The organism is Leucobacter chromiireducens, assembly GCF_003917135.1.
GTDB lineage: Bacteria > Actinomycetota > Actinomycetes > Actinomycetales > Microbacteriaceae > Leucobacter > Leucobacter chromiireducens_A.
In genome coordinates, this window is sequence record NZ_RPDI01000030.1 from 13,324 (window position 1) to 36,292 (window position 22,969).

A 22,969-nucleotide genomic window follows, 5' to 3' on the forward strand; every position below is an offset into this window, starting at 1 on the left:
AGACCACGGGATGGCACAGTGGCCGCCCGCATCGATAGTAAGGACACACCGTGAGAAAAGAACCCCTGGCCATCATTCTGACCGCCGATCTCGCCGCGAAGGCGCGTGGTCGCGCGTTCCGTCAGCAGGAGTTCCAGAAGTACCTCAACAGCGGGTGCGGCTGGGTGCCAGCCAACCTCGCCATCGACGCCTTCGGTTCGATCGTCACTCCGAACCCGTTCGGCGCGGTCGGGGACTTGCGGCTCATGCCCGATGTGACAAGTATCGCGAGCGTCGCACTGAACGAGACAGGGGAGCAGACCACTCTCGTGCTCGCGGATATTCACACGCCCGATGGCAAGCCATGGGCATGCGATCCGCGCACCTTCCTGAAGCGCGCGATCGCGGACCTCGACGCGGAGACCGGACTCAGCGTCGTCTCATCGTTCGAGCATGAGTTCATGCTGTGCGACGACAGTGGAAGCCCGGTCAACACGCCGTTCTCTCTTGAGTCGTTCCTCGAGGAGGAGGAGCTCGGCGGGCGCCTCGTCGCTGCGCTCGACGACGCCGGTCTTGAACCCGAGATGTGGCTCCCCGAGTTCGGGCGCAACCAGTTCGAGATCACCCTGAGCCCGGCGCGAGCACTCGTCGCGGCGGATCGGGCCGTCTATCTCCGCGAGATTACCCGCCACGTTGCGAGCAGTCTTGGGAAGCGTATAACGTTCTCCCCGATCGTGGAGGAGAACGGCGGCGGCAACGGCGTGCACGTGCACGTGAGCCTGCGCGACCGTGAGGGACGTTTCGTCACGTACGACGAGCACCGTCCGAGCAACCTCTCCGAGGTCGCGGGGTCCTTCGCCGCGGGCATTCTGAAGTACGCGGAGGCATTCCAAGCCGTCGCAGCATCGGCTCCGCTCTCGTACGAGCGGCTCGCGCCGCAGCGATGGAGCGCCGGTGGGATCTTCCTCGGCGAGAACAACCGCGAAGCTCTGCTGCGCATCTGCCCGCTCTTCAACACCCCAGGTGCGAACCATCAGAAGCAGTTCAACCTCGAGTACCGCGCGGCGGATGCCACGAGCAACCCCTGGCTGGTGCTCGGCTGCCTGATCCGGGCCGGGCTCGAGGGTGTACGGGAGCAGCTTCCGACTCCCACGATCGTGAGCGGCGACTCCGATTCTCTCTCCGCGGAGGAGCGTGAGGCGCTCGGAATCCGTCCGATCCCCAGCACGCTCGGCGAGGCGCTCGATCGCTTCGCCGAGTCCGCGGTCGCTCGGGAGTGGTTCGCCCCCGAACTCGCTGAGACCTTCGTGGCGGTAAAGCGCGCCGAGATCGCACGCGCAGAGGCGCTCGAGTCAGAGGCGCGCTACGCGGCATACGCCGCAACGTACTGAGGACAGTGGCCCGGGACCGGCGGGTCCCGGGCCCAGGTAAGCTGAATGGGTGACCCGACACTTTCTCCGCGATGACGATCTGAGCCCGGCCGAGCAGCGCGAGGTCCTCGACCTCGCCGCGCGTCTCAAGCGCGAGCCGTTCGCGGAGCGACCCCTTGCGGGCCCCCGCTCGGCCGCCGTGTTCTTCGACAAGACGTCGACGCGCACGCGGTTCAGCTTCGCCGCCGGCATCTCGGAGCTTGGTGGGGCGCCCATCATCGTGAACCCGGGGGAGGCGCAGCTCGGCGCGAAAGAGTCGATTTCCGACACCGCGCGCGTGCTGTCGCGCATGGTGTCGCTGATCGTGTGGCGCACCTTCGACCACGCGGGCATCGCGGAGATGGCGGAGCACGCGACCGTGCCCGTGATCAACTCGCTGTCCGACGACTTCCACCCGTGCCAGATCCTCGCCGACCTGCAGACCATTCGCGAGCAGAAGGGTGAGCTGGCGGGACTCACCGCGACCTACGTTGGTGACGCCGCGAACAACATGGGGCACTCCTACCTGCTCGGCTTCGCCACCGCAGGCATGCACATCCGTGTGGCGGGGCCCGAGGGCTTCCACCCGCGCGCGGACATCGTCGCCGACGCCGAGCGGATCGCCGCGCAGACCGGTGGCAGCGTGACGGTGCTCACGGATCCCGTCGCGGCCGTCGAGGGCGCCGACGCGATCATCACCGACACGTGGGTCTCGATGGGGCAGGAAGCTGAGAAGGCCGAGCGCGTGCAGACGTTCGGCGCATACCGGGTGACCCCCGAGCTGATGGCGCACGCGAATGACGACGCGATCTTCCTCCACTGCCTGCCCGCGTACCGCGAGTTTGAGGTGGCCGCCGAGGTGATCGACGGCCCGCAGAGCGTCGTGTGGGACGAGGCGGAGAATCGCGTGCACGCGCAGAAGGCCCTCATGGCCTGGCTGCTGGCCCGCACCGAAGACGAGACGAAGCACGGAAGATAAGGACGACATGAGCACCGAGAACACCACCGCAGCGTCAGACGCCGGCAACCGCGCCGCCGAGGCCGGGGCGCTCTGGGGCGGCCGATTCGCAAGCGGCCCGTCGCCCTCGCTCGCAGCACTCTCGAAGTCGACCCAGTTCGACTGGGTGCTCGCGGAGTACGACATCCGCGGTTCGAAGGCGCACGCCACGGCGCTCGCCGCGGCCGGCTACCTCACCGAGCAGGAGCTCGCCGACATGCGCGCCGGCCTCGATGAGCTCGCCGCGCGAGTGGCCGACGGCCGCGCCGTTCCCGGCGAGGACGACGAGGACGTGCACTCGGCGCTCGAGCGCCTCCTCATCGACATCGTCGGCGTGCAGCTCGGCGGCAAGCTCCGCGCCGGCCGCAGCCGCAACGACCAGATCGCGACCCTCGTGCGCCTCTACCTGCTGGATCACACGGCGATCATCCGCGGCATGCTGCTCGACTTGCTCGACGCGATCGCGGAGCAGGCGGCGAAGCACCCCGACGCGATCCTGCCCGGTCGCACACACCTGCAGCACGCCCAGCCCGTGCTCCTCGCACACCAGCTCGCCGCGCACGCGTGGCCGATCGTGCGCGACCTCGAGCGTCTGCGCGACTGGTCGGTGCGCGCGAGCGCCTCGCCGTACGGTGGAGGCGCGCTCGCCGGCTCGTCGCTCGGCCTCGATCCTCGTCTGGTTGCTGCGGAGCTCGGCCTCGGCGAGCCGCTCGAGAACTCGATCGATGGCACCGCTGCCCGCGACGTCGTGGCCGAGTTCGCGTTTATCTGCGCCCAGATCGGGATCGACCTCTCCCGGTTGAGCGAGGAGATCATCCTGTGGAACACGAAGGAGTTCGGCTTCGTGCGCCTGCACGACGGCTACTCGACGGGCTCCTCGATCATGCCGCAGAAGAAGAACCCGGACATCGCCGAGCTGGCGCGCGGCAAGTCGGGCCGGCTCATCGGCAACCTCACGGGCCTCCTCGCCACGCTGAAGGCGATGCCGCTTGCGTACAACCGCGACCTGCAGGAGGACAAGGAGCCTGTGTTCGATTCGATCGCCCAGCTCGAGGTGCTGCTGCCAGCGTTCGCGGGCATGATCGCCACGATGACGCTCAACACCGAGCGCATGGCCGAGCTCGCCCCGCAGGGGTTCTCGCTGGCCACCGACGTTGCCGAGTGGCTCGTGAAGCAGGGCGTGATCTTCCGCGACGCGCACGAGATCTCCGGCGAGCTGGTGCGCTACTGCGAGGAGCGCGGGATCGAGTTGCACGAGCCGAGTGACGCCGAACTGGCGGGCGTCTCCGAGCACCTCACCCCGGCCGTCCGCGAGGTGCTGACGATCGAGGGCTCCGTCAACTCGCGCGTTGGCGCGGGTGGCACGGCGCGCGTGCGCGTCGACGAGCAGCTCGCCCGCCTCGCGAACCGGATCGAGGAGTTCCGCGCGTAGCTTGCGGGGCCTGGGCAGGGCCTGGGCGGTGCCCAGGCCCGGCCGTGCCCATCGAAAAGTGGCAAAGCGACCCTTCACGCTCGTGAAGGGTCGCTTTGCCACTTTTCAGTGGGGGGCGCGGGGGCGCGCGGGACCGGGCCCGCAGGGAGCTCGCTATGCGGGCGGGGCCGCCGCCGCGCGGAGGAGCGGCCTCGTCGCCCAGAGCGTCGCGAGCACGAGCAGGATCCCCGCGGCGACGGAGCTGAGGATCACCGCGAGCGAGAGTGGCGCGACCACGATCGCCATGCCGAGCAGCGGGAACATCAGGGTGCCGGCGAGGATCGCGGAGCCAACGGACGCGAGCAGGAGCGGGAGCAGCGTCGCCTTCCGGCGGGCCGCGTCCTGCACCTCGACCGGTGTGCCCATGATGGCGAGCGAGCGCGACACGTCGCGGCGATCGAGGATCTGCGCGGCCTGCGTCACTCCGACCGAGCACGCGACCATGACAAACGACCCGATCACGGTGATGATGATGCCCGTGCGGATGTCGGCGACGGGGAACGCGCCTGCGCCCTCCTCCGCCGCGGTCGACAGGAGCGCGACGCCGGATCCCGCGAACACCGCGACGAAGCTCGCCATCGCGACGCCCGACACCTGACGCCACGCGGCGCGCGGCGACTCCAGGATCTGCCTGGCGGCCAAGAGATCCGCTGGCGCCTGCGCGCGCTTCGCCTTGCCGCGCCCGAACACCCCGATCAGCCACGAGCCGATGAGATCGAGCGCGAGGAGCGCGACCCCGAACGCGATGCCGAGGCCGGCGATGATCGCGACAATGCCGCCGACCGCGCCGATCCCGTTCACCGCGCTCACGATCGCGGAGGCGAGCACGATGCCGGCAACCGCGAAGAGTGCCTGCACCCAGGGCAGTTTCGGGGCGTGCTGCTTGAGCGCGACCCCGAGCGGTGAGATCACGACGCGACGCAGACTCGCGACGGCGCTGAGCGCGGCGATCGCCGTGATCCCGAGCACCACGAGCACCGCGTGCAGCGGGGGCAGCGCGACCCCCGCTGCCCCGAGCGGGGCACCGCGGAACGAGATCAGCCCGACGAGCGGCGACACGAGATACGAGACGAGCACCCCAGCAACGGCGCCGCCGAACGCGACAGCGGACGCCTCGATGACGGCGAGGAGCGCGGTGCTGCGGCCCGGCATGCCGAGCAGGCGCAGTACCGCGAGCCGGTCGTCGCGGCGGCGCGCGGACAGTCGTGCCGCGGCGTGCCCGAGCGAGATGAGCGGCACCACGAGCAGCACGAGCGCGGTGACCGCGCACATCCAGTAGAGCGGCGCGAGCTCGTCGGTGTAGCCCCAGAAGGTCTGGGCGCCGCCGAGCACGATCGCGAGGAGCGCGGTGACGCTCGCGAACGCGATCGCGGGGAGCAGGAGTGCGGACGATCCCTGTCGGCTGGGCCGTGACAGGAGCGGCAGCACGCGGGCGATCACTGTGCGCCCCCGGCGGACGGCTGCGCCCACGCGTCGGCGATCGCGCGGCCATCGCTCATCGTGATGACGCGCGCGCACCGGGCCGCCACCTCCGGATCGTGCGTCACCACAACCAGTGTGCGGCCCTGCCCGACCGTCGAGCCGAGGAGCGCGTCCATCACCTCGCGCGAGGTGGTCGAATCGAGTGCGCCGGTCGGCTCGTCCGCGAAGGTGAGCCGCGCCCCGGTGATCTGGGATCGCGCGATCGCGACGCGCTGCGCCTGGCCGCCCGAGAGCTGGCCGATCCTGCGCTCCTCCATGCCGGCGAGCCCGAGCGCCGCGAGCCACTGCGCCGCCGGCTGCAGCGCGTCCCGTTTCGATACCCCGGTGAGCATCAGCGCGAGCGCGACGTTCTCCACCGCGGTGAGCTCCGGGATGAGCAGGCCCTGCTGAAACACGAAGCCGAACTGCTCGCGGCGCAGCCGACTGCGCTCAGCGTCGGAAAGCTGCGAGATCGTCGCGCCACCGTACTGCACCACGCCTGCCTGCGGCACCGTGATGCCGGCGAGCGCGTGGAGCAGCGTGGTCTTCCCCGATCCGGACGCGCCCATGATCGCCGTGGACGTGCCGGCGTAGATATCGAGCGAGACGCCGTCGAGCGCGCGGGTGGGGCCATAGTGCTGGGTGAGGGCTGAGGCGCGAAGCAAGATTTCGGTCATGCGTCCAGTGTTCTCCGCGGCGGCGCGCGCGGCATCGACCCTCGGTGCCAGCCCGCGGCACCGAGGTCCCGGCGGGCGTGAGACCGCGGTACGATGGTGGGCGTGTCTGAAATGAACGATCGCACCGAGATCCTGGCAGTCCAGCGCAACGACGACAGCTTCGCCACCCTGTGGGACGAGCTGGAGTGGCGCGGGCTGATCCACGTTTCGACGGACGCTGCGGCGCTGTCTGAACTGATCGAGGGCGAGCCGTTCGCGTATTACTGCGGCTTCGATCCCACCGCGGCGAGCTTGCACCTCGGGCACCTCGTCCAGCTGCTGCTCATGCGCCGCCTGCAGCTGAAGGGCCACCTGCCGCTCGGGCTCGTGGGCGGGTCGACGGGCCTGATCGGGGATCCGCGCCCCACCTCGGAGCGCACGCTGAACTCGCCGGAGACGGTGGCGGCGTGGGTGAACTCGCTCCGCGAGCAGATTTCGCGATACCTGAGCTTCGAAGGCGACAACGCCGCGCGCTTCGTGAACAACCTCGACTGGACGGCGCCGCTCTCCGCGATCGACTTCCTGCGCGAGATCGGAAAGCACTTCCGCGTCGGCACGATGATCAAGAAGGACATCGTCGCGAAGCGCCTGAACTCGGACGAGGGCATCAGCTACACCGAGTTCAGCTACCAGATCCTGCAGGGCCTCGACTTCCTGGAGCTGTACCGGCAGTACGACTGCAAGCTGCAGTCCGGTGGCAGCGACCAGTGGGGCAACCTGACGAGCGGCACCGAGCTGATCCGCAAGGCCGAGGGTGGCACCGCGCACGCGATCGGCACCCCGCTCATCACGAACTCGGACGGCACGAAGTTCGGCAAGAGCGAGGGCAACGCCATCTGGCTGAACCCGGAGATGTGCTCGCCGTACACGTTCTACCAGTTCTGGCTCAACCAGGCCGACGCCGACGTGGTGGATCGCCTCAAGGTGTTCACCTTCCTCTCGCGCGCCGAGATCGAGGACTACGCGCGCCAGGTCGCCGAGGAGCCCTTCAAGCGCGCCGCGCAGAAGCGCCTCGCGCTCGAGATAACGACGCTCGTGCACGGGAGCGCGGCGACGCAGGGCGCGATCGACGCCTCGGAAGCGCTGTTCGGCCGCGGCGATCTCACCGCGCTCGACGCGGTGACGCTCGGCGGCGCGATCGAGGCGCTGCCGCAGGCCACCGCCGCTGCGGGCACTCCGATCGCGCAGCTGCTCGTTGACACCGAGCTCGTGAAGAGCCTCGGTGAGGCGCGCCGGGCCATTGCGCAGGGCGGCGTCTACGTCAACAACATCGCGGTCGAGGCGGAGGACGCGGCGCTCGCAGCGAGTGACCTGCTCCACGACCGGTTCGCCGTGCTGCGCCGCGGCAAGAAGACCCTCGCTGGCGTGACCGCCGCGTAGCGCTCGCGCGCCAGCGCCCGCCAGCGCGCAGCGTGTCGCGTTCCCCGAAGCGCCGGCCCACCACACGGTGAGCCGGCGCTTCGTCGCTTTCCCTGCGCGCAGACTCCCCGGTGGGGGCAAAGATTGTGGCGACTCGCCAGGATCCTGATCTGCGGGTTGCGACGCGCTCGCCTGCTGCTAGCGTCGGCTCATGACCACACGACATCGACGTCGCTGGCTGCGCCGCAGCATCATCGGCCTCTCCGCGCTCCTCGTTCTCGCCGCGATCGGCTTCTTTGTGTTCGCCCCGGGCATCGTGGAGCGGAGCATGAACGAGCTGACGGGTGATCCGATCCCCGAGGTGTCTGCCGAGGCGCGCGAGGTGCACGCTGAACTCGCGATCGCCGACATGCACTCGGACACGCTGATGTGGGATCGCTCGCTCAACGATCGGGCGGATCGCGGCCACGTCGACCTGCCGCGCCTGCAGGACGGGAACGTTGCGCTGCAGGTGTTCTCCTCGGTCTCGAAGTCGCCGAAGGGGCAGAACTACGACTCGAACACCGACGAGACCGACAACATCACCCTGCTGAGCTTCGCCCAGCTGCAGCCGCCGAAGACGTGGTTCTCGCTGCTGGAGCGCTCGCGCTTCCACGCCGCGAAGCTGCGCACGGACGCCGCCGCGTCGGATGGCGCGCTGCGCACCATCGAGACGCAGGCCGACCTCGCGGAGCTGCTCGCCGACCGGGCCGATGGCGATCCCGTGGTGGGCGCCATGTTCTCGGCCGAGGGCCTGCAGAATCTCGAGGGTGACCTGGGCAACCTCGATGTACTGTTCGACGACGGGATGCGGATGGCCGGCCTGACCCACTTCTTCGACAACGATCTCGCGGGGTCGATGCACGGCGTCGAGCAGGGCGGGCTGACCCCGCTCGGCCGCGAGACGATCGCGCGCATGGAGCAGCTCGGGATCGCGGTGGACCTCGCACACGCGAGCCACCAGACGGTCGGCGAGATCCTCGAGCTCGCCACGAAGCCCGTGGTGTCGAGCCACGGCGGCGTGCAGGCCACGTGCGATGTGAACCGCAACCTCACCGACGATGAGATCCGCGGGATCGCGGCGACCGGCGGCGTTGTGGGGATCGGCTACTGGGATGCCGCCGTGTGCGAGCTCACGCCGGAGGCGGTGGTGGACGCGATCGAGCACGTCATCGAGGTGGGCGGCATCGAGACCGCCGCGCTCGGCAGCGACTACGACGGGTCGACCGAGGTGGCGTGGGACACGAGCGACCTCGCGGTGATCACGCAGGAGCTGCTCGATCGGGGCCGCACCCCGGAGGAGATCGGCGCGATCATGGGCGGGAACACGCTGCGCGTGCTCGCGGAGACGCTGCCGGCGGAGTGACGGCCGGGGGAGCCGGTGGGGGCTGGCGCCGGGCTGGCTTCGGGGCCGGGGCCCGGCCCCCGGCCCCGCCCCCAGCAAGTTGCGGCGAGTTTGATCCCTTTCGGCGGCCGCTTACTGGATCAAACTCCCCGCAGTTTGGGAGAGCCGAGCGGAACCCCGGTCCAAACCCTCACTAAGTGCGAGTGCGAGTGCGAGCGCGAGTGCGAGTGCGGACCGCTAGGCTCATGACCGGGCCGCCGGCAGACGCGGCCAGCACCCGAACGTGCGCACCCGGACGAAGGAGCTCCCCGATGAGGATCGCACTGCTGCAGGCGGAAGCCGTGCCGCTCGACACCGACGCCAACCTCGCGACGCTGCGCGCCGGCGCCGAGACCGCGCGCGCGAACGGCGCCGAGCTGATCCTCACCCCGGAACTCTTCGTGAGCGGCTACGCGCCACGCGAGCTCGCCGACTGGCTCACGCCCGAGCGGGTCGCCGGTATCCCGGCCGCGCTCGCCGAGATCGCGCGTGAGCGCGGGATCGCGGTCGCTGCGAGCTTCCCGCTCGCCCGCGCCGACGGTACGTTCGCGATCGCCGCCGGCCTCTGGGACGAGAACGGCGCCGAGGTGCTGCGCTACGAGAAGCTGCACCTGTGGGCTGATCAGGAGCCGCTCGCGTTCACCCCCGCGGTGGAGCGGCCGGGCGTCGCGGAGTGGAACGGGCGACGCGTCGGGTTCCAGATCTGCTACGACATCGAATTCCCTGAGCCAGCTCGGGATCTCGCGGCGCGCGGCGTCGATCTGCTGCTCGTCCCGACCGCGATCGATCGCCACTCGCGGTACGTCCCCGAGTTGCTCATCCGGGCGCGCGCGGCCGAGAACGCGTTCGTGGTGGCCTACGCCGACCACCCGGCACTGCCCGGTCAGGGCGAGGATCCCGCGGTCGGGTTCACGGGGCTGAGCACGGTCGCCGGACGCGAGGGAACGGTCATCGCTGCGGCGGGACGCGAGGCGGAGCTCCTCTTCGCGGACCTCCCCGAGCTGCAGCCGGTGGCCGCGGGACAGGCTGACTACCTCAGCGATCGACGCCCGGCGCTGTACGCGGACTGGCGCTGAGGGTATCGCCCTCGCCGTACTGCTCCTTCACGATCCGGAGGTTCGCCCACGACTCGATTCGGGCGATCTCGGGGAACGAGCGGAGCCGGTCAACGAGAGCGAGGACATCGTCATTGCTCTCGCCCGACAGCGTTGCGATGAGGTCGTAGCCGCCCACCGACACCGCGAGGAACTCGGGATCGAGCTCGCGCACCCGGGCGAGCGCCTGCGCCACCGGGGCGCTCGACTGGATCCCCACCCCGAGCGTCGGTGCCTCGGCGCGTTCGCCGCGCACGGGGATCCCGACCACTTTCACCGCGCCCCGCTCGGTGAGTCGCGTGAGGCGCAGGCGCGCGCCGCTCGGTGAGATCCCCGCGGCGTCGCCGAGCTCGCGAAACGTCGCCCGGCCATCGCGCTGCAAGTGCTGGATCAGCGCACGATCCGTCCCGTCGATGCGGATCCCGGCGCCGCCGGTGCGGATCGGTGAGTAGAGGTTGATCTCGATGCTCTCGTAGTGGTGCAGCCGCAGTTCGCGCACATGGGGGAGGGCGCGCACGCGATCGACGGTGTCGCGCAGGTGCGGATCGGCGCCGACGCGAATCTCCGCGTCGATCGCGTAGCCGCCGCTGATTTCCGCGACGAACGTGGTCTCTGGCATGGCGACGAGCGCCTCCCGGATCGGGGCGATCGGTCCATCGACCGCCACCTGGAGGTACGCGAAGCGCTCGTGCCCGAGGAGATCGGGGCTGAGGGAGACCGTGATCCGCAGCAGGCCGCGCGCGATCGCCGAGTGCACGATCTGGGTGACCTGCCTGCGCGTCGTGCCGTTCGCCGCGGCGATGCGGGCGAAGCTGGCGCGGCCGTCCCTGCGCAGCTCGCGCAGCACGCGCGCGCGAAGCTCCTCCTGAGCGGTGTCGAGCTCCACTGCGCCTCCCAAAACTGCTCCCGATTCACGGTGCAGATGTGCACCGATCACAGCGTTCCTCATTGTATCTCGTTCACAACTGGATCATTTGCGTACGAATTCGCAGAATCTCGCTTGACATCCTGTTCGGGCGTTTGCTTCGGCCGCCGCGCGGTGCCTAGGCTGATGACCCATTACACCGCCGTGATTCGGGGACTTACAAGGAGGTCAGACCCACATGTCTGCAACATCGCAGCTCGACCACGAGCTGGAGCGCGAGCTGGAGCGACGCCTCGTCGCCATCGAGACCGAGGAAACCGCGGATCCCGTGCACGCCGCGCTGAGCGGGAAGAGCCTGGCGCTCTTTCTCGGCGTCGCCGCGGGGATCGTCGCACTCTCGGTGATGGGCACCGCGCTGTGAGCGGCGCACCAGGCCGCGGGACCGGCCGCGCCGCCGAGCGCGCCTCCCACCCCACCGCCGGACACTCCGCCGACGCTGAGGTCGCGAAGGAAGCGACGTACGGCTCCCTGCCGCTGCTGAAGCGCGAGCGGAGCTGGAGCGGCGGCGACTTCAGCTGGGTGACCCTCAGCCTCGCGATCGCCACCTGGGCGTTCCTCACGGGCGGCTCGACGGTGCTGCTCGTCGGCTTCACCGACGGGATCGCCGCGATGCTGATCGGCAACAGCATTGGCCTCGCGATTATGGCGCTCGGCAGCGTCGTCCTGAGCCAGCGGTTGGGGATCGAGCAGTATCGCGCGCTGAAGTCGGTGTTCGGGATCGTCGGTGTCGGCATCGTCGTCTTCGTCGTGGTGTTGCTCACCGAGATGGGGTGGACATCGCTCCTCGGCGTGATGTTCGGACGCGCATTTAGTGAGATTTCGAACCAGGCGTTCGGCACCGACTTCGATCAGTTCGGCCCGCTCGTGACGGTATTCGCGCTCGCCGCGATCTTCATCGGCTGGCTGATCCTGTCGCGCGGCCCTGTGACCATCAGTAAGCTCAACCGCTTCGTGGCCCCCGGACTGCTCGTCGTGGTCGCGCTCATGATGATCCTGCTGATGTCGAACTACAGCTGGGGCGAGCTCCTCGCCGCCGAGCCGATCGCGCCGTTCCCGGACGAGCAGCTGAACTTCATGATGGCGGTCGAGTTCAACCTCGGTGCCGGGCTCTCCTGGTGGCCGGTGATGGGCACGCTCGCGCGCCTCACCCGCGGCCCGCGGGCCGCGCTCTGGCCGGCGTACGGCGGCATCTTCATTGGCACGGTGGTCGCCCAGATCGTCGGCATGGCCGCAGGGCTGCTCTTCGGGCAGGCCGACCCGACCGCGTGGATGGTGCCCCTCGGCGGCCCGGTCCTCGGCGTGCTCACGCTGCTCTTCGTCGGGTTCGCCAACGTGACCAGCATGGCCTCGATCGCGTACTCGACCGTGCTCGCCGTGAAGCAGTCGAGCGGCCGCGCGCTGTCGCGCCTGCGCTGGCCCGTGCTTGCCGCGGCGTTCCTCGCGCTCCCGGCGATCCTGAGCTTCTTCCCCGGCTTCATGTATGAGCAGTTCATGACGTTCGTGGTGATCAGCGGCGCGTTTATCGCGGCGCTCTGCGGGGTCATCATCGCCGACTACTTCATTCTGCGGCGGCAGATCGTCCCGCTCCGCGCCCTCTACGCGAGCGGTGCGAGCGACCCGCTGCGGTTCACGGGCGGGGTGAACATCGCGGCGCTCCTCGCTGTCGCGCTCTCCTCCGCGTTCTACCTCTGGGTGTACAACCCGATCACGCTCGAGACGCAGGGGGTCTTCCGGTTTGCGACCGCGACGCTCCCCGCGGTGGCGATCGCGATGCTGAGCTACCTCGTCCTGAACACCCTCCTGTATGTGCGACGCGGCCGCGGCGCGTACGGCGGGTCCGATCTCTTCGCGGCAGCTGGAAGGAAGTAGCAATGACCGAATCGCTCACGGTGCGCGCCGCCGTCTACCGGGGGGACGACGGCGACCGGCTCGCGGTCGAGACGCTGCGGCTCGACGCCCCGAGCCACGGCGAGGTGCGCGTCCGCGTGCGCGCCGCCGGCGTCTGCGGCTCCGACCGCCACGTGATCGATGGCGAGTGGCAGGTGCCGCTCCCCGCGGTCATGGGGCACGAGGCCGCAGGCGTGGTGGAGGCGATCGGCGCTGGCGTGCGCGAGCTCGCGGTCGGCGATCACGTGATCATCGCGTGGCATCAGGCCTGCCAGCGCTGCGCGGAGTGCACGGGCGGGAAGCCGTGGGCGTGCACGCGCGTGCGCTCGAACGACTCGCAGCTGCCAGACGGGACGACGCGGTGGCGCACCGCAGCTGGGGATCCTGCCTGGCCGTATCTCGCGGTCGGCGCGCTCAGCGAGCGCATCGTGGTGCCCGACTTCGCGGCGATCAAGGTGGACGAGCGGGTGCCCTTCGATGTCGCGAGCCTCATCGGCTGCTCGGTGGGCACGGGGTACGGCGCCGTCGTCAACAACGCGCGCGTCGTCGCCGGCGAGTCCGCGGTCGTGATCGGCGCTGGCGGCGTCGGCATGTCGATCATCGCGGCCCTCCGGCTCGCCGGGGCGCACCCGATCATCGCCGTCGACGTGTCGGAGGCGAAGCTCGCCGAGGCGCGATCCGCCGGCGCAACGCACGGTCTGATCGGGGGCGAAGGCCTCGCCGATCGCGTCGCCGAGCTGACCGCTGGCGGCGCTGATGTGGCGTTCGAGGCGATCGGCCGCGTCGCCACGATGGAGCAGTTGCCCGGCCTCATCCGCCCGGGCGGGCGGGCGGTGTTCGTCGGGCTCCCGCCCGAGGGACAGGAACTCCGCATTGACGGCCTGCAGCTGGCGTACGACGGGAAGACGCTGATCGGCTCGAATTACGGCGGGCTCGTGCCGGCGCGCGACTTCCCGCGCGTGGCAGCCGCGTACCTGGCCGGCGAGCTCGCGCTCGACGAGCTGATCAGCGCGCGCGGCACGCTCGACGAGGTGAATGAAGCGTTCGACGCGATGCGGCGCGGGGAGCGCACGCGCACGGTGATCGTGTTTGAGGACTGAGCGCCCAGCGCACTCGCCGCGATTCGATCAGGATCGCGGCGAGTTCGATCCGCTCCACGCCGCAGGCACGAGCACCCAGAGCAGCTCGGCGCCCTCGGCGCCCGCGCGCCAGGTGTGCGGGGTCAGCCCGGGGAAGGTCAGCGTGTCGCCGGGGGAGAGCTCGGCCACGCGGCCGGTGAACTGCACCTCGACCGATCCGGAGATGAGGTGCAGCGACTCGACCGCGCAGCTGACCGTGTAGAGGTCGTCGCCGCCTGAGCCGTGCGGCGCGACGCTCGAGCGCAGCAGCTGTACGCGCTCCTCCGAGCGCGGCGTCACGAGGCGCTCCTCGGTACCGATCCCGCCCATGTTGATGCGCGGCGCCGCCGCGAGTGCGACGTGCTGCACGTCGGGCTCCTCGAACAGGGTCCCGATCGGCAGCGAGAGCGCGTGGCAGATCTGCACGAGCGCGGGCACGCTGGGCATCGTGTCGTCGCGTTCGATGCGGCTGATGAAGCCCTTCGTGAGACCTGACGCCTGCGCGAGCTGCTCGAGCGTGAGCCCCTGCGCGACGCGCGATGAGCGAAGTTTTGCCCCGATCCGCACGGGGTCGTCGCCGGCACTGAGATGAATCGCTCGCACGCGCGCTCCTCGTTCCTCTGGCCCGCATTGACCGGACCGCGACTTCCAGCCTATAGTGAAGGCAAGTTCACCAATAGAACTCATATGTTTACTCTCATGCAACTTTTGGGAGCAAATCTGAAAGGACGTGCATCAGTGACGGATCACACCCCGCAGGGACCGGTTGACGCCAGCCTCACCCCGCGCTACGCCGGGATCGCCACCTTCGCCAAGCTGCCGCGCATCGAGGACGTGCCCTCGGCCGACATCGCCGTCGTTGGCGTGCCCTTCGACACCGGCGTGAGCTTCCGCCCCGGCGCGCGCTTCGGCCCATCGCACGTCCGCGAGGCCTCGCGCCTGCTGCGCCCGTACAACCCCGCGCAGGACGTCTCCCCGTTCAACGTCAAGCAGGTCGTCGACGCCGGCGACATCGTGGCGAACCCCTTCAACCTCGACGAGGCAGTCGCGCAGGTTGAGGCCGCGGCGACCGAGCTCGGCGAGAAGGTCGACAAGATCGTCACCGTCGGCGGCGACCACACGATCGCGCTCCCGCTGCTGCGCGCCATCAACAAGAAGCACGGCCCCGTCGCGGTGCTGCACTTCGACGCGCACCTCGACACCTGGGACACGTACTTCGGCGCGCCGACCACGCACGGCACCCCCTTCCGCCGCGCGTCGGAGGAGGGGCTCATCGACCTGACCGCCTCGATGCACGGCGGCACCCGCGGCCCGCTCTACGGCAAGCAGGATCTCGAGGACGACGCGATGCTCGGCTTCCAGATCGTCACGAGCGAGTTCATCGAGGAGCACGGGATCCCCGCAGCGCTCGAGAAGATCCGCGCACGCGTCGGCGACAAGCCGCTCTACATCTCGATCGACATCGATGTGCTGGATCCCGCGCACGCGCCAGGAACCGGCACCCCCGAGGCCGGCGGCCTCACGAGCCGCGAGATGCTCCGCCTCATCCGCGGGCTCGCTGACCTGCAGATCGTCGGCGCCGACGTCGTCGAGGTCGCCCCCGCGTACGACCACGCGCAGATCACCGCGGTCGCGGCGAGCCACGTCGTGTACGAGCTCGTCAGCGCGATGGCCGCGCGCGACTAATCCCCGTCGCCGCGTCCCCACCCCTGGCGAAGGCCCGGGCCCCCGTTCCCCGCGGAGCCCGGGCCTTCGTGTGCGCGCAGCCGCCCCCAAGCGATTCGGCAGAACCCAGCCCGTTTCGCACTCAGGCACTTGCTTTCGCCGAATCGCTTGGCGTGGGAGGTACGGTGGCGGTGTGCGTTATGTCGACCTCAGTCACCCACTTGAGACGGGCATGCCGGTCTACCCCGGCGACCCCGAGGTGAGCTTCGCGCCGGAGCTCACGATCGCGGCGGACGGCGTGGCCGTCGAGCGGCTGGAGCTCGGCTCGCACGCCGGCACGCACCTGGACGCGCCGGCGCACGCGGTCCCCGGTGGGCGAACGGTTGACCAGATCCCGCTCGAACGCCTCTGGGGGCCGGCGCGCCTGCTGCGCGTGTCAGCCCCATCCGCGGGCGGCTCGATCGGGATCGCTGAGCTCGACCTCCCCGCAGCGCTGCCGGGGATCGTGTGCGTGGCGACCGGCTGGGACGCGCACTTCGGGACCCCGCGGGCCGAACAGCACCCGGCGCTCGCGCTCGAGCTCGCGGCTGCGCTGTGGGCGAGGGGCGCGCGGGTGCTCGCCGTCGACACGCTGAGCCCGGATGCCACGGTGGGCGGCGGCGGAATGCCGGTGCACGACTTCTGGCTGGGCAACGATGGGGTGATCGTGGAGAACCTGACCGGCCTCGGCCGTGTGCCCGAGGCGTTCGAGCTGGCCATCCTGCCGCTGCGCCTGGCCGGAATCGACGGCTCGCCGGTGCGCGCCGTGGCGCGCGTGGGCTAGTCACTCCGCACGCTCCAGGCTGCCCGCCCCGCGGTCCCGCAACCCTGCACCCTGCAACCCCGAAACCCCGAAACCCCGCAACCCCGCAGGAGAAATCTGGGATCTCGGAGTCTCTCGACCGAGAGGCTCCGAGATCCCAGATTTCTCCGTGTGAAGTGGGGTGGGGTCTTGTGAAGTGGGGTAGGGCCGTGTGACGTGGGGTGAGGCCGCGTGAGGTAGGCCCGGCCTACTCGTCCGCGTCGAGCGCGGTCAGCGCGAGCAGCACGCGGGCGCGCTCAAGCGGATCCTCCAGGTCGCGGCCGAGCAGCGACTGCGCCTCCGCGATGAGCCGCCGCACCGTGTTGCGGTGCAGCTCGAGGTCGCGGGCGGTGCGATCCCACGCCCCGTGGTGGCGCAGCCACGAGCGGAGCGCCCGCCGCGGCTCCGCGTGCGCCGGGCCGAGCAGCGGCGCGAGCCACTGCGCCGCAGCCGCGCGCGCCACGGCGGGGTCGGCCGCCGCGCCGAGCGGCCACATGCCCGATGCGGGCTCCGCCGCGCCGTCAATGTGCTGGCGCAGGTGCCGCGCCGCGCGCGCGTGCTCCTCGGCCTCGCGCATCGCTGCGGGGAGATCGCCGAAGTCGTGTGCGGCGCTCACCGCGAGCAGCCACCCGAGCTCCCGGGCCCGCTCCAGTTCGCCAGGCGTCGGCGGGGCGCCAACGAACGCGCGGAGCCGCCTCGCCCGGTGCTCGACAAACGGGGTGTGCAGCAGGCGTCGCAGCCAGGCCGCATCGGAGGCAACCGTCCCATCGCCAGGCACGGGGTCGTTGCCGAGCGCCCGGCCGGGATCCCGAATCGCGATCACCGCGTGTGCGCGCCGCGCGCTGCCGCCGAACGAGTTCGAGAGGAGCCGGGCAAAGCGATCCCGCTCAGCGCCGGGGATCGTGGTGGCGGGGGAGTCGGTCATGAGGTGCATGAGGAGCTGGTCGACCGCCATCGACTGCGCCGCGGGGAGCTGCAGCACGAGCCCGACGAGGTTTGCGGCGAGCTGCAGCGCAGTGAGGTCGGTGCGCGTCAGCCGGGGCGCGCGCCCGAGCAGCAGAATCGCGCTGTCGCCCGAGACCCGCGAGCGTGCACGCCGCGGACCGGCCTCATGCGCGGCCACCTCGTACTCGGTGCCGGCGTCCGCCCCCGCGCCAGCCGTGACCGTCGTGAACACCGTCGGTTGCGCGCCGCGCGCCCGCGGCTGAGCGGCCAACCGCTCGCGCAACTCGGCGATCGTCGATTCGAGCGGCAGGCCAGCGGGCAGCTCGCCGCTCCGGTAGGTCTCGTCCTCGATGTGCAGCACGGCCCAGCCGGTGCCCTGCTGGGCGAGCTCCTCAACGAGCCGCTGCGCTGGGCGGTGCTGCAGCGAGGCCTCGGTGAGCCGTCGCGCCAGCGTGTTCATCGCCTCGAGGGCGCGCGTTCGCTCGGTTTCGAGCGCGCGGTTGAGTGCGCTCGTCACGGCCGCGAAGTACACGTGCTCGGGGAGCGCGACGAGGGGGAAGCCGAGTGCCTGGCACGCCGCGACGAGCCCGGCGGGCACCTCGGCGTGCACCGGCTCAATGCCGAAGACGAGCGCGGACACCCCGGCCGCGTGGAGGCGCGCGGCGTATGCGGCGTCGCGTACGGGATCCCCGGTGATCGCAAGCCCGGTGATGAGCAGCAGATCGCCAGGCAGCATGTACGCGCCGGGGTCGTCGAGTTCGATGACGATCGAGGAGGCGACCGGGGTGGCGCGGACGCGCGCGCGGAGTTCGGGATCCGCCGCGAGCTCGGCCGGCGCGGGGGAGAGGAGCGCGGCCCCGAACGCCGGCTCGTCGAGCAGCGTTGCGAGAGGAACGGTGGCGCGATCCCGCACCTGGGTGACCGGTTGCATGGCGTGCTCCTTGCGGATCGGGGCGGATGAGCTCGGGCGCGATCCCTATCTCCGGGATGAATTATCCCACGCATCTAACAAAGTGGGATCTTTTGCGCAACCCGGCCCGCGCGAAGCCGAGTAGCTTTCCGTGAGGTAAGACACACTCGGCATCGATGAACGTGGGCGTCGGCGCGGATCCCCCAATCCCACAAGGAGGACACTGTGGTCCTGGACTACATCGTCATCGCGGCGTATCTCATCGGCATCATCGGTGTCGGTTACTGGGGCATGCGCCGCTCGAAGTCGAAGAGCGACTACCTCGTCGCCGGCCGCCGCCTCGGCGGTTTCATGTACTCGGGCGCCATGTCGGCCATCGTGCTCGGCGGCGCCTCGACGGTCGGCGGCATCGGCCTCGGCTGGGAGTACGGCATCTCCGGCGCCTGGCTGGTCACCGCGATCGGGCTCGGGATTCTCCTGCTCAGCGCGTTCCTCGCGAAGCGCATCGTGAAGCTGAAGGTCACCACCGTCACCGAGATGCTCGACCTCCGCTACGGCGGCGCGAACGGGCTCATCTCGGGCATCGTGATGTTCCTCTACACGCTGATGCTCACGGTCACCTCGACGCTCGCGTACGCCACGATCTTCCATGTGCTGTTCGGGATCTCGAACCTCTGGGGCGTGATCATCGGCGGCTCGATCGTTGCCGTCTACTCGATCATGGGCGGCATGTGGTCGATCACCATGACCGATGTCGTGCAGTTCGTCATCAAGACCGTCGGCATGTTCCTCCTGCTCCTCCCGATCGCCCTCATCTCCGCTTCCGAGGAGGCCGGCGGCTGGGACGGTATCCGCGAGCGCCTCGGCGACTCCTTCTTCTCGCCGTGGTCGATCGGCGGCATGACGATCGTCACCTATGTGATCGTGTACACGCTCGGCCTGCTCATCGGCCAGGACATCTGGCAGCGCGTCGTCACCGCACGCACCCCCCGCGTCGCGAAGTGGGGCGGCATCACCTCGGGTGTCTACTGCCTCCTCTACGCGTTCGCCGGCGCACTCATCGGCATGGCCGCACGCGTCCTCTTCCCCGAGATGGACAACCGCAACGACGCCTTCGCGTTCATGGCGCAGGAGATGCTGCCCCCCGGCGTGCGCGGCATCGTGCTCGCGGCTGCCCTCTCCGCGATGATGTCCACCGCGAGCGGCGCGCTCATCGCCTCCGCAACGGTCTTCACGACCGACCTGCTCCCGGCGGTCCGCAGCCTGTTCGGCATGAAGCCGAAGCAGGTCGAGGTGCACGATGGCCACGTTGGCGGCGAGAGCCTCACGGGCTACCGCGTCACGATCTTCGTGCTGGCCGGCGTCACGATGTTCATCTCGACGCTCGTCACCGACGTGGTGGCTGCGCTCACGATCGCGTACGACATTCTCGTCGGCGGCCTGCTCGTCGCGATCGTCGGCGGCCTGTTCTGGAAGCGCGGCACCCGCGCTGGCGCCCTCGCGAGCATGCTCGTCGGCGCTGTCGTCGTGATCGTGTCGATGTCGATCTGGGGGATCCTCGCCAACGAGCCGATCTACTTCAGCCTGCTCGCGAGCCTCGTCACCTACGTGGTGGTCAGCCTCCTCACGAAGCCGACCCCCGCGCCGATCCTCGACGAGTGGACCCACCGCCTCAGCCTCGACGATCGCACCGCCGTCAACGACGTCGTGTACGACGAGGTGCAGCGCTAGCCTGTTCACGCCTGCGCGGCTCCGGCCGCGCGATCCGGCACCGCGGAGGGCACGCCCGCGGTGCCGGATCCGTATCCGCCCCGAGTGCCTGTCACGTCCCACTTCTTCGTAGGAGGAATCATGACCACGCACACCCCTGACACCGGACGCCGGATCGGCGGCGACGTCGTCCTCGAGACGCTCGTCGCCCTCGGCGCACGCGGCGTCGTCGGCCTGCCCGGCCAGCACGCGCTCGGCCTCTTCGACGCGCTGCGCCGCTCCGACCTCGCCTATCTCTCCGCCCGCGTCGAGAACAACGCCGGCTTCATGGCCGACGGCCTCGCGCGCGTCACCGGCGAGGTGGCGCCCCTGCTGCTCTCGACCGGGCCGGGCGCGCTCACCTCGCTCGCCGCGCTGCAGGAGGCCGCGGCCTCCTCGATCCCGGTGCTCGCGCTCAGCGCCCAGATCCCGGTCGCGGGCCTCGGCGGCGGCCGCCACGGCTACCTCCACGAGCTGCCCCAGCAGTCGGACTCCTTCCGCGGCGTGGTGAAGCACGTGGTCACGGTGCGCACGATGGCGCAGATCCCCACCGCGATGGCCGAGGCCTGGCGCATCGCCGCGGCCGCGCCGCAGGGCCCCGTGCTCGTCGAGGTGCCGCAGGACATCCTGCTCGCCCCGGCCGACGAGCTCGTGCCGGCGCTCCAGGGTGCGACGCTCGCGGCCACCCCGGCCCCGCTCGCGCCCATCGCAGAGACGATCGACTTCGCGGCGGCCGCACTCGCCGGCGCGACGCGGCCCGTGATCTTCGCGGGCGGCGGCGTGGTGCGCGCGGGCGCGCAGGCCGAGCTCGCGGCGCTCGCCGAGCGGCTCGATGCCCCGGTGGTCACCACGTTCAGCGGCAAGACGGCGCTGCCGTGGACGCACCCGCTCTCCGCGCAGGGCTGGATCGAGGACATCGCTACGACCGAGTTCCTCGAGGACGCCGATGTGCTGCTCATCGTGGGCAGCGGCGTGGGCGAGCTCTCCAGCAACTACCACACCTTCCGGCCGCACGGCCGCGTGATCCAGATCGAGGCCGATCTCGGCAAGATCGGCTCGAACCACCCGGGGATCGGGATCCACGCCGACGCGAAGCTCGCGCTCGCCGGGCTCGACGCGGCGGTTGCCGGCCTCGGCAGGAGCTCGACCGAGGCCCGTCGGGCTGACGCGACGGCGCAGATCGCGCAGCTGCTCTCGACGGTGCGCGAGCGCGTCGAAGGGCAGGGCCGCGAGGCGGAACTCGCGCTCGTGCGCGGGCTGCGCGACGCGGTGCCCGCGGACACGCGCGTGTACTGGGACATGACGATCCTCGCCTACTGGGCCTGGTCCGCCTGGGACGCGCGCGGCGTGGAGTTCGCCTCGGCGCAGGGCGCCGGCGGGCTCGGCTACGGCTTCCCCGCGGCGCTCGGCGCGGCGTTCGGCCGCCGCGTGCAGGGGGAGAACGGGGCCGTGCTCGCGGTCTCCGGCGACGGCGGCGCGCTGTACGGCATCGCCGAGCTCGCGGTCGCCGCGCAGCACGATCTCCCGGTCGTGTGGCTGATCGTAGACGACGGCGGCTACGGCGTGCTCCGCGAGTACATGGAAGGGGCGTTCGGTGCGGCCACCGCGACTGAGCTCGCCCGCCCGAACTACGCCAGGCTCGCAGAGTCGTTCGGGATCGCGGCCGAGGAGACGACGCTTGAGGGTGCCCCCGCCGCGGTGGCCCGCGCGCTCGAGGCCGGCAAGCCCCGTGTCATCGTGCTCTCGGCGCTGCTCGAACTGTTCGCGCCCACCCACCTCGACCGCCTGAGCGGAGACGCAGCGTGAGCCGGCCGCTCGTCCTCTTCACGGACCAGACCGACCTGGATCCGGCGCCAGGGAGAGCCCTGCTCGAGGCCGCGGGCTGCGACACCGTGCTCGCGGCGCTGCCGTCGCGCGCGGGGGAGCGGCAGGACCTCCCCGCGGGGGCCGAGGCGGCGGTCGCGCTCGTCGTCGGCTATGCCAGGATCGACGCGGCGCTGCTCGACCGGCTGCCGAACGTCGCGTGCATCGCGACGATGAGCGCCGGCTTCGACATGATCGACCGCGCCGCCGCCGAGGCACGCGGGATCTGGATCGTGAACCTCACAGATGCCGCCACCGAGGAGGTGGCCGCGCACGCCCTCACCCTCGCGCTCGCGAGTGAGCGGGAACTCCGCGGCAGCCTCGCGGTCACCGCCGCGGGCGGCTGGACCGAGAACGTCACGGCGGTGCCGCGTCGCCTGAGCACGCTGACGCTCGGACTGTTCGGCTTCGGCCGAATCGCGCAGCGGCTCGCGCAGATCGCCGCGCCGGTGTTCGGCCGCGTGATCGCGCACGATCCTTTCGTCACGGCGCCCGCGCACGGGGTGGAGCTCGTGGATCGGGACACGCTCCTCGCGGAGTCAGACCTCCTCTCGCTCCACCTCCCGCTCACGCCGGAGACCGCTGGCACGATCGACGCGGCGGCGTTCGCGGCGATGCGAGCCGGGGCCACGCTCATCAACGTGTCACGCGGAGAACTCGTCGATCCCGACGCGCTGCGCGCGGCGCTGGATGATGGCGCGCTGCGCGGCGCCGGGCTCGATGTGCTGCTCGGGGAGCCGCCCGCCGCGGATGACCCGTATCGCGGCGACCCGCGCGTGCTCGTCACGCCGCACGTGGCGTTCCTGTCCGCCGGGTCGCTCGAGCACTACACGCTCGACCCAGCACGCAACGTTCTGGCCTGGCTGCGTGCCGGCAGACTCGAGCGCGCCGCGGTGCGCGGAGCCGAGCGCGCCCCGCTGCTGCCGGTCTCGCGCTGATCCGTGTCGTCCCGGGCCCGATCCCCACTCCGGTGGGGATCGGGCCCGTTCGCGTTTCCAGGGCGTCGAGCGTGCGCGTGCGCGGCCCCAGTTGCGGGGCCGGGAAGGGGCCGCGCGACGAGAACCGCGGATTCATGCGGAGACACGCCCGGGAACGGGTGATGGTTTGCGGGAGTGGGGGAATCTGCGTAATCTATTCCTTTGTCAGCGCAACGCAGC

Annotated in this window: 19 protein-coding genes; 14 read left to right on the plus strand and 5 right to left on the minus strand. The window is 70.6% G+C overall.

Annotated features, from left to right (window positions below; genetic code table 11):
• Window positions 1-50 precede the first annotated feature (50 nt).
• Genes EGM46_RS12335 through argH form a run of 3 tightly spaced genes read left to right on the plus strand, consistent with a single transcriptional unit; the run spans window position 51 to window position 3,817 of the window.
• Window positions 51-1,370, plus strand: coding sequence for a glutamine synthetase (locus tag EGM46_RS12335; protein ID WP_125100443.1), 1,320 nt, complete (start codon window positions 51-53; stop codon window positions 1,368-1,370).
• 49 nt (window positions 1,371-1,419) lie between these two features.
• Window positions 1,420-2,367 carry an ornithine carbamoyltransferase gene (gene argF / locus EGM46_RS12340; protein WP_125100444.1) on the plus strand — a complete coding sequence of 316 codons (948 nt, stop codon included), beginning with the start codon at window positions 1,420-1,422 and terminating at the stop codon, window positions 2,365-2,367.
• Window positions 2,368-2,374: 7 nt separating this feature from the next.
• Window positions 2,375-3,817, plus strand: coding sequence for an argininosuccinate lyase (gene argH, locus EGM46_RS12345; RefSeq protein ID WP_125100445.1), 1,443 nt, complete (start codon window positions 2,375-2,377; stop codon window positions 3,815-3,817).
• 153 nt (window positions 3,818-3,970) lie between these two features.
• Here argH and EGM46_RS12350 read toward each other — a convergent pair whose 3' ends face one another.
• Both EGM46_RS12350 and EGM46_RS12355 read right to left on the minus strand, forming a co-directional pair.
• Window positions 3,971-5,296 carry an FtsX-like permease family protein gene (locus tag EGM46_RS12350; RefSeq protein ID WP_125100446.1) on the minus strand — a complete coding sequence of 442 codons (1,326 nt, stop codon included), beginning with the start codon at window positions 5,294-5,296 and terminating at the stop codon, window positions 3,971-3,973.
• Window positions 5,293-5,994 (minus strand): ABC transporter ATP-binding protein, encoded by a 702-nt coding sequence (locus EGM46_RS12355; RefSeq protein ID WP_125100447.1) that lies wholly within the window; start codon window positions 5,992-5,994, stop codon window positions 5,293-5,295. The genes EGM46_RS12350 and EGM46_RS12355 overlap by 4 nt, the downstream gene beginning before the upstream one ends.
• 111 nt (window positions 5,995-6,105) lie before the next feature.
• Here EGM46_RS12355 and tyrS point away from each other — a divergent pair, with 111 nt between their 5' ends.
• The 3 genes from tyrS to EGM46_RS12370 all read left to right on the plus strand — a co-directional run bounded on the left by tyrS (window position 6,106) and on the right by EGM46_RS12370 (window position 9,891).
• Complete coding sequence (tyrS, locus tag EGM46_RS12360; protein WP_206427571.1) at window positions 6,106-7,413, plus strand: tyrosine--tRNA ligase; 1,308 nt, start codon at window positions 6,106-6,108, stop codon at window positions 7,411-7,413.
• 190 nt (window positions 7,414-7,603) lie between these two features.
• The gene (locus EGM46_RS12365) at window positions 7,604-8,797 is read left to right on the plus strand and encodes a dipeptidase (RefSeq protein ID WP_125100449.1); all 1,194 of its coding nucleotides are present in this window, start codon (window positions 7,604-7,606) and stop codon (window positions 8,795-8,797) included.
• A gap of 290 nt (window positions 8,798-9,087) precedes the next feature.
• Complete coding sequence (locus EGM46_RS12370; protein WP_125100450.1) at window positions 9,088-9,891, plus strand: nitrilase-related carbon-nitrogen hydrolase; 804 nt, start codon at window positions 9,088-9,090, stop codon at window positions 9,889-9,891.
• Here EGM46_RS12370 and EGM46_RS12375 read toward each other — a convergent pair.
• Complete coding sequence (locus tag EGM46_RS12375) at window positions 9,851-10,795, minus strand: Lrp/AsnC family transcriptional regulator (protein ID WP_164512896.1); 945 nt, start codon at window positions 10,793-10,795, stop codon at window positions 9,851-9,853. The two genes, EGM46_RS12370 and EGM46_RS12375, sit on opposite strands and share 41 nt — an antisense overlap.
• A gap of 217 nt (window positions 10,796-11,012) precedes the next feature.
• Between EGM46_RS12375 and EGM46_RS12380 the strand changes: the two genes are divergently transcribed.
• Genes EGM46_RS12380 through EGM46_RS12390 form a run of 3 tightly spaced genes read left to right on the plus strand, consistent with a single transcriptional unit; the run spans window position 11,013 to window position 13,821 of the window.
• Window positions 11,013-11,195 (plus strand): hypothetical protein, encoded by a 183-nt coding sequence (locus tag EGM46_RS12380; RefSeq protein ID WP_125100452.1) that lies wholly within the window; start codon window positions 11,013-11,015, stop codon window positions 11,193-11,195.
• Window positions 11,192-12,703, plus strand: coding sequence for a purine-cytosine permease family protein (locus EGM46_RS12385; protein ID WP_125100453.1), 1,512 nt, complete (start codon window positions 11,192-11,194; stop codon window positions 12,701-12,703). Before EGM46_RS12380 ends, EGM46_RS12385 begins: the two co-directional genes overlap by 4 nt.
• Before the next feature lie 2 nt (window positions 12,704-12,705).
• Window positions 12,706-13,821, plus strand: a complete 1,116-nt coding sequence (locus EGM46_RS12390) for an alcohol dehydrogenase catalytic domain-containing protein (protein ID WP_125100454.1) — start codon at window positions 12,706-12,708, stop codon at window positions 13,819-13,821.
• A 27-nt stretch (window positions 13,822-13,848) separates the two neighbouring features.
• Here the strand turns inward: EGM46_RS12390 and EGM46_RS12395 are convergent, their stop codons facing one another.
• On the minus strand, window positions 13,849-14,442 hold the full coding sequence (locus tag EGM46_RS12395) for a helix-turn-helix domain-containing protein (RefSeq protein ID WP_125100455.1): 594 nt from the start codon (window positions 14,440-14,442) through the stop codon (window positions 13,849-13,851).
• 135 nt (window positions 14,443-14,577) lie between these two features.
• Between EGM46_RS12395 and speB the strand changes: the two genes are divergently transcribed.
• Entirely contained in the window at window positions 14,578-15,525 is a 948-nt protein-coding gene (gene speB, locus EGM46_RS12400; RefSeq protein WP_125100456.1) for an agmatinase, read from the plus strand.
• Between the two features lie 172 nt (window positions 15,526-15,697).
• Complete coding sequence (locus tag EGM46_RS12405; RefSeq protein WP_125100457.1) at window positions 15,698-16,327, plus strand: cyclase family protein; 630 nt, start codon at window positions 15,698-15,700, stop codon at window positions 16,325-16,327.
• Between the two features lie 226 nt (window positions 16,328-16,553).
• On the opposite strand, the gene EGM46_RS12410 is transcribed toward EGM46_RS12405, so the two are convergent.
• Window positions 16,554-18,221, minus strand: coding sequence for a PucR family transcriptional regulator (locus EGM46_RS12410; RefSeq protein ID WP_125100458.1), 1,668 nt, complete (start codon window positions 18,219-18,221; stop codon window positions 16,554-16,556).
• A gap of 204 nt (window positions 18,222-18,425) precedes the next feature.
• Here EGM46_RS12410 and EGM46_RS12415 point away from each other — a divergent pair, with 204 nt between their 5' ends.
• The 3 genes from EGM46_RS12415 to EGM46_RS12425 all read left to right on the plus strand — a co-directional run bounded on the left by EGM46_RS12415 (window position 18,426) and on the right by EGM46_RS12425 (window position 22,750).
• Entirely contained in the window at window positions 18,426-19,931 is a 1,506-nt protein-coding gene (locus EGM46_RS12415; RefSeq protein ID WP_125100459.1) for a sodium:solute symporter, read from the plus strand.
• Window positions 19,932-20,051: 120 nt separating this feature from the next.
• Window positions 20,052-21,755 carry a thiamine pyrophosphate-binding protein gene (locus EGM46_RS12420; RefSeq protein WP_125100460.1) on the plus strand — a complete coding sequence of 568 codons (1,704 nt, stop codon included), beginning with the start codon at window positions 20,052-20,054 and terminating at the stop codon, window positions 21,753-21,755.
• Window positions 21,752-22,750, plus strand: a complete 999-nt coding sequence (locus tag EGM46_RS12425; protein WP_125100461.1) for an NAD(P)-dependent oxidoreductase — start codon at window positions 21,752-21,754, stop codon at window positions 22,748-22,750. The genes EGM46_RS12420 and EGM46_RS12425 overlap by 4 nt, the downstream gene beginning before the upstream one ends.
• The last annotated feature ends 219 nt before the right edge of the window (window positions 22,751-22,969 follow it).